This is a genomic window from Kitasatospora sp. NPDC004669 (assembly GCF_040609455.1).
In the GTDB taxonomy this organism is placed as follows: Bacteria; Actinomycetota; Actinomycetes; order Streptomycetales; family Streptomycetaceae; genus Kitasatospora.
In genome coordinates, this window is sequence record NZ_JBEXKB010000154.1 from 1 (window position 1) to 8,699 (window position 8,699).

12 protein-coding genes and 1 pseudogene are annotated in these 8,699 nt (G+C 68.8%); 11 read left to right on the forward strand and 2 right to left on the reverse strand.

Going from position 1 to position 8,699, the window contains the following annotated elements; all coding sequences use genetic code 11:
- The first annotated feature begins 261 nt into the window (after positions 1-261).
- From snpA (ABZW30_RS45910) to ABZW30_RS45940, 7 genes and pseudogenes are all read left to right on the forward strand, one after another.
- Entirely contained in the window at positions 262-903 is a 642-nt protein-coding gene (gene snpA / locus ABZW30_RS45910; protein ID WP_355677298.1) for a snapalysin, read from the forward strand.
- Positions 904-1,216: 313 nt separating this feature from the next.
- A pseudogene (gene snpA, locus ABZW30_RS45915) lies at positions 1,217-1,839 on the forward strand (snapalysin).
- A gap of 108 nt (positions 1,840-1,947) precedes the next feature.
- Positions 1,948-2,607 (forward strand): pentapeptide repeat-containing protein, encoded by a 660-nt coding sequence (locus tag ABZW30_RS45920; RefSeq protein ID WP_355677299.1) that lies wholly within the window; start codon positions 1,948-1,950, stop codon positions 2,605-2,607.
- Between the two features lie 164 nt (positions 2,608-2,771).
- Complete coding sequence (locus ABZW30_RS45925) at positions 2,772-4,826, forward strand: phosphocholine-specific phospholipase C (RefSeq protein WP_355677300.1); 2,055 nt, start codon at positions 2,772-2,774, stop codon at positions 4,824-4,826.
- A 158-nt stretch (positions 4,827-4,984) separates the two neighbouring features.
- Complete coding sequence (locus ABZW30_RS45930) at positions 4,985-5,248, forward strand: hypothetical protein (RefSeq protein WP_355677301.1); 264 nt, start codon at positions 4,985-4,987, stop codon at positions 5,246-5,248.
- Positions 5,220-5,768 (forward strand): DUF6879 family protein, encoded by a 549-nt coding sequence (locus tag ABZW30_RS45935; RefSeq protein WP_355677302.1) that lies wholly within the window; start codon positions 5,220-5,222, stop codon positions 5,766-5,768. Before ABZW30_RS45930 ends, ABZW30_RS45935 begins: the two co-directional genes overlap by 29 nt.
- Positions 5,769-5,887: 119 nt before the next feature.
- Positions 5,888-6,421, forward strand: coding sequence for a GNAT family N-acetyltransferase (locus ABZW30_RS45940; RefSeq protein WP_355677303.1), 534 nt, complete (start codon positions 5,888-5,890; stop codon positions 6,419-6,421).
- A gap of 87 nt (positions 6,422-6,508) precedes the next feature.
- Here the strand turns inward: ABZW30_RS45940 and ABZW30_RS45945 are convergent, their stop codons facing one another.
- Both ABZW30_RS45945 and ABZW30_RS45950 read right to left on the reverse strand, forming a co-directional pair.
- Positions 6,509-6,712: a DUF397 domain-containing protein gene (locus tag ABZW30_RS45945; protein WP_355677304.1), complete on the reverse strand. Its 204-nt coding sequence runs from the start codon at positions 6,710-6,712 to the stop codon at positions 6,509-6,511.
- Positions 6,705-7,538: a helix-turn-helix transcriptional regulator gene (locus ABZW30_RS45950; RefSeq protein WP_355677305.1), complete on the reverse strand. Its 834-nt coding sequence runs from the start codon at positions 7,536-7,538 to the stop codon at positions 6,705-6,707. Before ABZW30_RS45950 ends, ABZW30_RS45945 begins: the two co-directional genes overlap by 8 nt.
- A 110-nt stretch (positions 7,539-7,648) precedes the next feature.
- Between ABZW30_RS45950 and ABZW30_RS45955 the strand changes: the two genes are divergently transcribed.
- The 4 genes from ABZW30_RS45955 to ABZW30_RS45970 all read left to right on the forward strand — a co-directional run.
- Positions 7,649-7,912, forward strand: a complete 264-nt coding sequence (locus tag ABZW30_RS45955) for a hypothetical protein (protein ID WP_355677306.1) — start codon at positions 7,649-7,651, stop codon at positions 7,910-7,912.
- A complete protein-coding gene (locus ABZW30_RS45960) occupies positions 7,909-8,145 on the forward strand; it encodes a hypothetical protein (RefSeq protein WP_355677307.1) in 237 nt (78 codons plus the stop codon). Before ABZW30_RS45955 ends, ABZW30_RS45960 begins: the two co-directional genes overlap by 4 nt.
- Entirely contained in the window at positions 8,142-8,354 is a 213-nt protein-coding gene (locus ABZW30_RS45965) for a hypothetical protein (protein WP_355677308.1), read from the forward strand. Before ABZW30_RS45960 ends, ABZW30_RS45965 begins: the two co-directional genes overlap by 4 nt.
- 178 nt (positions 8,355-8,532) lie before the next feature.
- A partial coding sequence (locus ABZW30_RS45970) for a helix-turn-helix domain-containing protein (RefSeq protein ID WP_355677309.1) occupies positions 8,533-8,699 on the forward strand: 167 nt, incomplete at its 3' end.

Here is an 8,699-nt window from a genome sequence, read left to right on the forward strand (position 1 = left end):
TCGCGCTGATCACCGCCCTGTGGCGTTGCCCGGCCTGCCACCGAAACCCGAACGACCTCACCGGCCTTGGTCAAGGACCATGACCGAGCCCTGGCTATCGCCGGTTGACATCATCCGCGACCGGCCCGGGCGGGTCGAAGCTCGGGGGCAGCACACCGCCCCGGTCCCCGCCGGGACTGCCCCCACCGTGCGCCGCACGAGCCGTGCCCGGCCCCCACAGACCCCGGCGAACCGGCGCACCCGCGAATTCGGAGCCCCCACATGAAGCGATCCGTGCTGTCCGCCGCCCTGGGTCTGGCCGTTACCGCCGGCCTCGCGATCGTGCCCGCCACCGCCGTGGCCGCGCCCGCCGCTCCGGCCGCCGTGCAGGGCTACACCGCCTCGACGTACGCCGGTTCGGCCGCCGAGGCGGCCGGCAACCGGGCGTTCTTCCAGGCCGTGATGGCCTCCGCCAAGGCCAAGCAGGCCGCCAACCCGTGGCTGCAGACCGTCACCGTCACCTACGACACCGCCGGCGCCCCCTCCTTCACCGGTCAGATAGCCAGCGCCGCGCAGATCTGGAACGGCTCGGTGCACAACGTCCAGCTCCAGGAATCCAGTGGCACCGGCGACTTCTCGTACTACGAGGGCGATGACAGCCGCGGCTCGTACGCCAGCACCGACGGGCACGGGCACGGCTACATCTTCCTCGACTACCAGCAGAACCAGCAGTACGACTCGGTGCGCGTCACCGCGCACGAGACCGGGCACGTGCTCGGCCTGCCGGACCACTACTCCGGCCCGTGCAGCGAGTTGATGTCGGGTGGCGGCCCCGGCCCGTCCTGCACCAACCCGTACCCCGACGGCAACGAGCGCGCGCAGGTCGACTCGCTCTGGGCGAACGGTGCGGCGCCCGCGAACTAGCCGTACCGCCAAGCGGATCGGGGCGCGGCGGGCCGCCCGGCCGGAAACGGGCGGCCCGCCGCAGTGGGTACTTCCCCGCCTCGGAGCCTAGCCGTCGGCGGAACGGAATGCCAGGGGCATGGGTGAGTCAAGACCAGGGAAAGGCGACTCGAATCCACCGGGCCGCAGGGGTATTGGGCCGGGCTATCGCGGGTTGACATCATCCGCCCGTCCGCCGGGCTGCCCGAAGCTCTGGGGAGATCACCCGTTCACCAGGTGTCCCCCAGGGCCGGCCCCCAACCGGCCACGGCACCACAGGAATCGGAGCCCCCACATGAAGCGATCCGTGCTGTCCGCCGCCCTCGGCCTGGCCCTCGCGGCCGGCCTCGCCGTGCTGCCCGCCACCGCGGCCACCGCCGCACCGGCCGCACCGGCCGTGCAGGGCTACACCGCCTCGACGTACGCCGGTTCGGCCGCCGAGGCCGCGGACAATCAGGCGTTCTTCCAGGCCGTGATGGCCTCCGCCAAGGCCAAGCAGGCCGCCAACCCGGGCCTGGCCACCGTCGTGGTCACCTACGACGCCGCTCTGCCCCGTCCTTCCGCACCCAGATCGCCAACGCCGCGCAGATCTGGAACAGTTCGGTCAAGAACGTCCAGCTGAGGTCCGGTTCGGCCGCCGACTTCCGCTACTACGAGGGCAACGACAGCCGTGGCTCGTACGCCAGCACCGACGGGCACGGGCGCGGCTACATCTTCCTCGACTACCAGCAGAACCGGCAGTACAACTCGGTCCGGGTGACGGCCCACGAGACCGGGCACGTGCTCGGCCTGCCGGACCACTACTCCGGCCCGTGCAGCGAGCTGATGTCGGGCGGCGGCCCCGGCCCGTCCTGCACCAACCCGTACCCGAACAGCGCCGAGCGCAGCCGGGTCAACTCGCTCTGGGCGCGCGGCTGACGGCTCTGAGCACCCCCGGGACCGGCCGCACGCCGCTGCGGCCGGTCCCGGGTGTTGTCGGTGGCGCGTGCGAGCATGCGGGCGAGATCCGTCCCGAAAGGTGCCACCATGCCCCGTTCCGCCCCCGACCGGCTCGCCGACCTCCCGTACGCCGAGCTGCTGCGCCCGCACACCGGGCCGCTGCGCAGCGACGACCGCTACGACACCGCGCACTTCGACGGCGGCGAGCACACCGACGAGTCGGCCGCCGGGGCGGCCTTCCTGGAGTGCGCCTTCACCGGGGTCGCGTTCAGCGGGGTCAAGCTGCGCCAGGCCCGGTTCAACGAGGTCTGGGTGCAGGCCGGCCGCTGGGTGGCCTGCGACCTGAGCGACACCGAGTGGCAGGACAGCGCCTTCGTCGGCGGCGTGCTGGCCGGGGTGGCCGGGTACGGCTCGGCGCTGCGGCGGGTGGTGTTCCGCGGCTGCAAGCTGGAGGCGGTCAACCTGCGGTCGGCCGTGCTGCGGGACGTCGTGTTCGAGGACTGCCTGCTGCGCGACGTGGACTTCGGGGAGGCGAAGCTGACCGGGGTGTCCTTCCCCGGCTCGACGCTGGAGGAGGTCCGGCTGCGCGGGGCCGTACTGAGCAAGACCGACCTGCGCGGCGCCGTCCGGCTCGGGCTGGCGGACGGTCACCAGGGGCTGCGCGGAGCTGTCATCAGCTCCACCCAACTGCTGGAGCTGGCACCGCAGTTCGCTCACGCGCTGGGGATCCAGGTGAAGGATGTCTGAACAACTCGTTCATCGGCCCGTCGCTCGGCGATGGGCCGGTGAACAGTCCGCCAAGGCTTGACCGGGGGCCCTTTCCCACGGCTCCCACCTGCGCAAAGATGCTCGCCGTTCGGGGGCTGAGGCACGACCTGTACACACACCTCGGGAATGGACGGGCTGGTCAAATGGCTGAGCTGAATCGCAGGAAGTTCATGGCACTCTCCGCGGGCGCCGCGGCGGGAGCGGCGGTGGTCGGCGGATCCGCCGTCGCCGGCAGCGCTCCGGCGGCGGCCGCGACGCCGAGCACCACCGGGACCATCACCGACGTCCAGCACGTCGTGATCCTGATGCAGGAGAACCGGAGCTTCGACCACTACTTCGGCACTCTCAAGGGCGTCCGCGGCTTCGCCGACAAGGCCACCATCCAGATCTCCGGCGGCTACAGCGTCTTCAACCAGCCGAACGGCCTGTTCGCCCGTCAGTACCCGTGGGCCTTCAACCCCTCGGGCAACAGCGGCTCCCCGGAGACCCTGGCGCAGTGCAACGGCGACCTCTCGCACGCCTGGTCCGACCAGCACAAGGCCTGGAACGGCGGCAAGATGGACTCCTGGGTGTCCGCCAAGGGCACCGTCCGCACCCTGGGCTACCTGCAGCGCGCCGACATCCCGTTCCACTACGCGCTGGCCGACAACTGGACCATCTGCGACGCCTACCACTGCTCGGTACTGAGCGCGACCGGCCCCAACCGCACCTACCACTGGTCGGGCTGGATCGACCCCAACGGCACCGCCGGCGGCCCCGCCTACGACGGCGGATCCGAGTCCAACCTGCGCTGGCAGACCTACGCCGAGGCACTGGAGAACGCCGGCGTCAGCTGGAAGGTCTACCAGAACGCCAACGACAACTTCGGCGACAACGCCCTCGCCTACTTCAGCCAGTTCACCGGCGCCCCGGCCGGCAGCCCGCTCGCCGTCAAGGGCATGGGTTCCGTCCCCAAGGTCACCGGCAAGACCCCGGACGACATCGCGCTCGCCATCAAGAGCGACGTGCTCGCAGGCACCCTGCCGCAGGTCTCCTGGATCGTCGCCGACCAGCAGTCCTCCGAGCACCCCTACGCCACCCCCGAGGACGGCGCGCACTTCGTCCACATGGTGATGGACGCGCTGAACGCGGACCCCGACGTGTTCAACTCCACCGTCCTGCTGATCAACTACGACGAGAACGACGGTTTCTTCGACCACGTCCCGCCGCCGGCGGCGCCCTCCGGCACCGCGGACGAGTTCTACAACTCCACCAACATCGGCCTCGGCTTCCGCGTCCCGCTGATCGCCGTCTCCCCGTGGAGCCGTGGCGGCTGGGTCAACTCCGAGACCTTCGACCACACCTCGGTGCTGCGCTTCCTGGAGGTGTGGACCGCCGCCATCGGCAAGCCCGCCACCAGCCCCAACATCAGCGCCTGGCGCCGGCAGGTCTGCGGGGACCTCACCTCGATCTTCGACTTCGTCAATCCGGTGTACGGCATGCCCTCGCTGCCCGACACCTCGCAGACCATCGGTCTGTCCACCTGCGGCCCGCTGCCCAACCCCTCGCCCGGCAACAACGTGCTGCCCGCGCAGGAGCCCGGCACCCGTCCGGCCCGTGCCCTGCCGTACCAGCCGAACGCCAACCTGGACCACTGGGACACCAACGCCAGCGGCGTCATGCACGTCTGGCTGAAGATGTCCAACGACGGAGCCGCCCGGGCCGCGCACTTCGCCGCCTACGCCAACGCCTACCGCAGCGGAGGTCCCTGGCAGTACACCGTCGATTCCGGCAGCCCGGTCACCGACTTCTTCAACTGCGGCACCAACGGCTTCGGCAACGGCAAGTACGACCTGATCGTGGTCGGCCCGAACCGGTTCCTGCGCCGCTTCACCGGCGACCTCACCCAACCGGGCAAGAACGCGGCCGTCACCGCCTCGTACGCGGTCGAGCCGGGCACCGGCAAGCTGGCGATCTACTTCAAGCTGGCCAACTCCGGCAGCACGCCGATGACCTTCACCATCACGTCCAACAACTACCGGACGGACGGCCCCTGGACGTATCAGGTGCCGGCCGGCGGCAGCGTCAGCGACTTCTTCAACGCCGTCGCCTACACCAACGGCTGGTACGACTTCACCGTCACGGTGGACGCCGACGGCAGCTGGTCGCAGCGGTTCACCGGCCACCTGGAGACGGGCACGCCCAGCGTCAGCGGCTGACGGTCGCGCTTGCTGCGCATAGAAGGATGCCCCACTACCCGTTGCGGGTAGTGGGGCATCGGGCCGCGTGTCCTGAGTGCGTCGATGACCTGACGGTTCATCATCCGTGCGGAACGGTGACGCAAGGATGTGCAACCGGCTTGGTACGGGAGGGCACGATGGCACTACGGTTCTACGGGATGGACCCCGAGACCCAGGGAAACGGCTCGCCGACGGTGTGGGTGGACGAAGAGAAACGGGAGCTGGTGTTCCAAGGCTGGAAACCCGGCGAGGAACTGCTGGCCAAGGTCAGCACGATCGAGTGGGCTCCAGGCCATGCGACCGGCATCCCTGAAGGCGAGGACGTAGTCCGGGTCCCGCTCCGCATGGCGGCGATCATTAGGAAGGCACTCGATGACGCAGAACGTTCCGGACTTTTCTGACCTGCTCAAGGCCACTCAGCACTCGGCCGTGCACCTGGAGATGCGCGACTGGTACGGCGTGGGCGAGGAGTCTACGGACTTCGAACGCTTCAAGCAGACGGGCGTCCACCCCGACCTCGACCCCGAGTCCGAGGGCTGGGCCGGGTGGGTGCCGCTCGTCCGGGACACCGTCAGCCGTGGCGTGATCATGCGCCGGGCCCGGATCGTGTCGGAGCCGGTGACCGACTACATCCGCTTCGAGCACGCCGGAACCGCAGTGAACGTCGCAGCCGGTGAACAGGTCCGCTGGCTTCCCCGCCGCCTGGCGTCGGACATCGCGCTGCCGGGCAATGATTTCTGGGTCTTCGACGGCCGGCTGGTCGAGTTCAACCACTTCACCGATTCCGGAGAACTTCGGCAACATCATGAACCTGGCCATGCGCCAACACGGCGCCCGCCGGGTGCGGCTCCTCCTGGACGAAGGCTCGCCGCTGTTGGACGCCGGGCTCCTCGACCCACAGGCTCTACGCGCCGTTGCTGACCGGCTCGACGCCGGAACCTCCCAACGCGCCGACCGGGAAGTCGTGTTCGCGTTGCTCGCCGACTCGGCGCTGACAATGCGGTGACGATCCAAAGACCATCGTGAGAGAGGAGAAGCCGGTGTTCCGGATGCGCGAGGCGACCGAGGAGGACGTTGCACCGATTGCCAACATGATCCGTGAGCGGTCCCGTTGGCTGACCACGCGCGGCCTCGGCGAGTGCGAGGCCGCCGCTGACGAGTTCGGGGCCCAGGCCGCCGACCCGGCGATTCCCGTGTGGGTCCTGGAGCACCAGAATCACGGTGTTGTCGGCTGCACGACGATCATGCGGGAGAACACTCTGCCCCCGTGGGGCTTCACCGATGAGGAACGTTGCGAGCCCAGTCTCTTCCTCACGACGACCTTCACCCGACCGAACCCCTACCGTCTCGGCCGTCTGCTCGCCTGGTGGGCTCTCGACCGCGCTGCCGGAGAGGGCATCCGGTGGGTACGTCGCGGCACTGCCCAGGAGCAGTTGTCGCGCTACTACCAGCAGGCCCAAGGGTGGCAGCTGCTGCGGGTCGCCGAACTCCCTGAGGTGAAGGTCCACCTCCTCCAGCGTCGGGCCGAGCACATGGCGGAGCTGTCGGACCTCATGTCCGGGGGCGGCCTGTAGGAGAGCACCCGTTCTCTCCCTTCAGACCTGGCGGCCTGTGCCCCACGACCCGCGAGGGTGGTGGGGTTCGGGCAGTTTGCGGGTTCGTCAGGCCGTGCCGAACTCGCCGGCTCGGACGGCGGAGACGAAGGAGTGCCAGGCCTCGGCCGGGAAGATGAGGGCCGGGCCTTCGGGGTCCTTGCTGTCCCGCACCGGCATCTGGCCGGAAAACCCGTCCGCCACCTCCACGCACTGCCCTTCTTGGGCGCTGTAGGTGCTCTTGCGCCATGCGGCGTGTGCCAGGTCAACCATGCTCAAAACTCCTCCGAACTTGCCGGATGAACTCTCGACTCGCTGCCCGGGACAACGCCTCGACCTGCAGTTGATCGTACTCACCGGCCCACTCGGCCAGGGGATCCGGGTCGCGCTGGAGGAAGCCCCGCCCCTGAATCTCACCGTATCCCACGCTGGCCCTGTTCGGCATGGTCAGCAAGGTGATGGGGTGTGCAAACGGCCGGTCTTCGCCGAGGGAGAACGGGCTGACCTGGATGATGAATTGAGGCTGGACGGCCAGTTTCTCCAGGTGCTGGAGTTGCTCCACCATGACATCAGGGCCCCCGATGACCCGGCGTAGGCATCCTTCGTCTATGACCGCATGGACTCGGGGCCCGGGTTGCCGGTTCAGATGCTGCTGTCGGTGCAGCAGCATCGTGAGCCGTTCCTCGGCCTGCGGCTGAGTTGCCCGTCCCCGTCGAACTCGCGCTTCCTGGTATGCCCTTGCGTAGGTGGGGGTCTGGAAGAGGCTCGGAATGATGTTGATTTCGAACAGCCGTGGCGCCACCGCGTCGGCCTCGCTGCGCAGGTAGTCACCGAATCCCTCGAACAGGACACGTCGCCCCGCGTTGCGCCACTCCCGTTCGAACTGCTCCGGGGTCCCGAAGGCCACGTCGAGTCTCCGGGAGAATCGCTCAGTTGGAGGTTTGCGACCAGTTTCGACAGCGGACACATGTACGGCTGAGTATCCGGTGAGTTCTGCCAGGTGTTCCTGTGTCCAGCCGCGCGCTTCTCGTAGCTCGCGAACTTGGGCGCCGAACTTGGCGGCTGGAGATGATTCCGGATCAAGTTCCTTGCGGTTCATGATCGCTAAAGCCCTCTTCCTTCCCGAATGAAACGTTGAAGGCATCGCCGACTATAAACCACAGTTAGCAGCCCTGGGTAGTCATCGCACTACGGAACGGAGTTGCTGCCGTGACGCGCAAGAAGTCCCCCGCCAAACCGCCTTATCGACCGCAGGTCGGCGAGCTGGTCAAGGACGCGACGACCAACCAGAACGTCGTCTACATGGACACACGGGGCGGGCTCGCCTACGTGCGGCCGGTGGGTGGCGGGCTGGAACGGACCGTCGATCCTGCCTGCATCCAGTCGCTCCCGGGCGAGCCGACGGTGGTCGTCCACCTCGTCCCCGCCAAGTCCCGGGGCCGGCTCGGCGTCTCCGGCGAGGGTGTCGCGTGAGCCGCCAACCATCCGTCGGCGTCGACGTGTTGATCGCGGTCGGCATCATCGGCGCACTGAGTGGCGGCGCGGCGGCAGTCGCCACCTGGGCACTTCCCGGTCCGCCGAGGGTCGCCACGGTGCTGGTGTGCCTCATGACCTTCGCCGCCGTTCTCATGCTCGGCGTCGTCGCGTCCGAACCGTTCATTCGGAGGGCCACCCAGCGGCGGCTCAGGCGGGACCGCCGTCGATGACCGGCCCTCCGGCCTGCCCCGCGCCGGGCTGCGGCGCGCCAGTCGATCCGCTCGGCGACGCCAACGAGACCGGACGGACGTGGAACTGCCCGAACTGTGGCCGGTGGGGCGTCGCCTGGTCGCCGGCCTACCTGGCGGACCAGCCCTTCGAGGAGCCCCTGGCCGTCCTCGGCCGCAGACCCCGGTACCGGGAGACGGGCGAACCGTGATGCCGATCGCCTTCCTCGGCCGCACCCTCCTCGGCCTGATCTGAACTCTTGGGCGCAGACCCCCTGCTTTAGCTGGGGGTTAGCCCATCCTTGGCTCGGAGCCGTGAAGCGGCGGAGATCGCTGCGTTGTCAGTGGCGTGCACTATGTTGGTCACAGTTGCCGAAGGGGGGTGTTCCTGTGCTGTCCGGGCGACGTTACCGCCTTGAACTTGCCGGAGATCAGGCCGAGTTGTGCGAGACGTTCGGCAGCATCTGCCGGTCGGTATGGAACACTGCCCTGGAGCAGCGGCGGGAGTACCGGCGGCGCGGGGCGTGGATGAACTACGTGCCGCAGGCCGCCGAGCT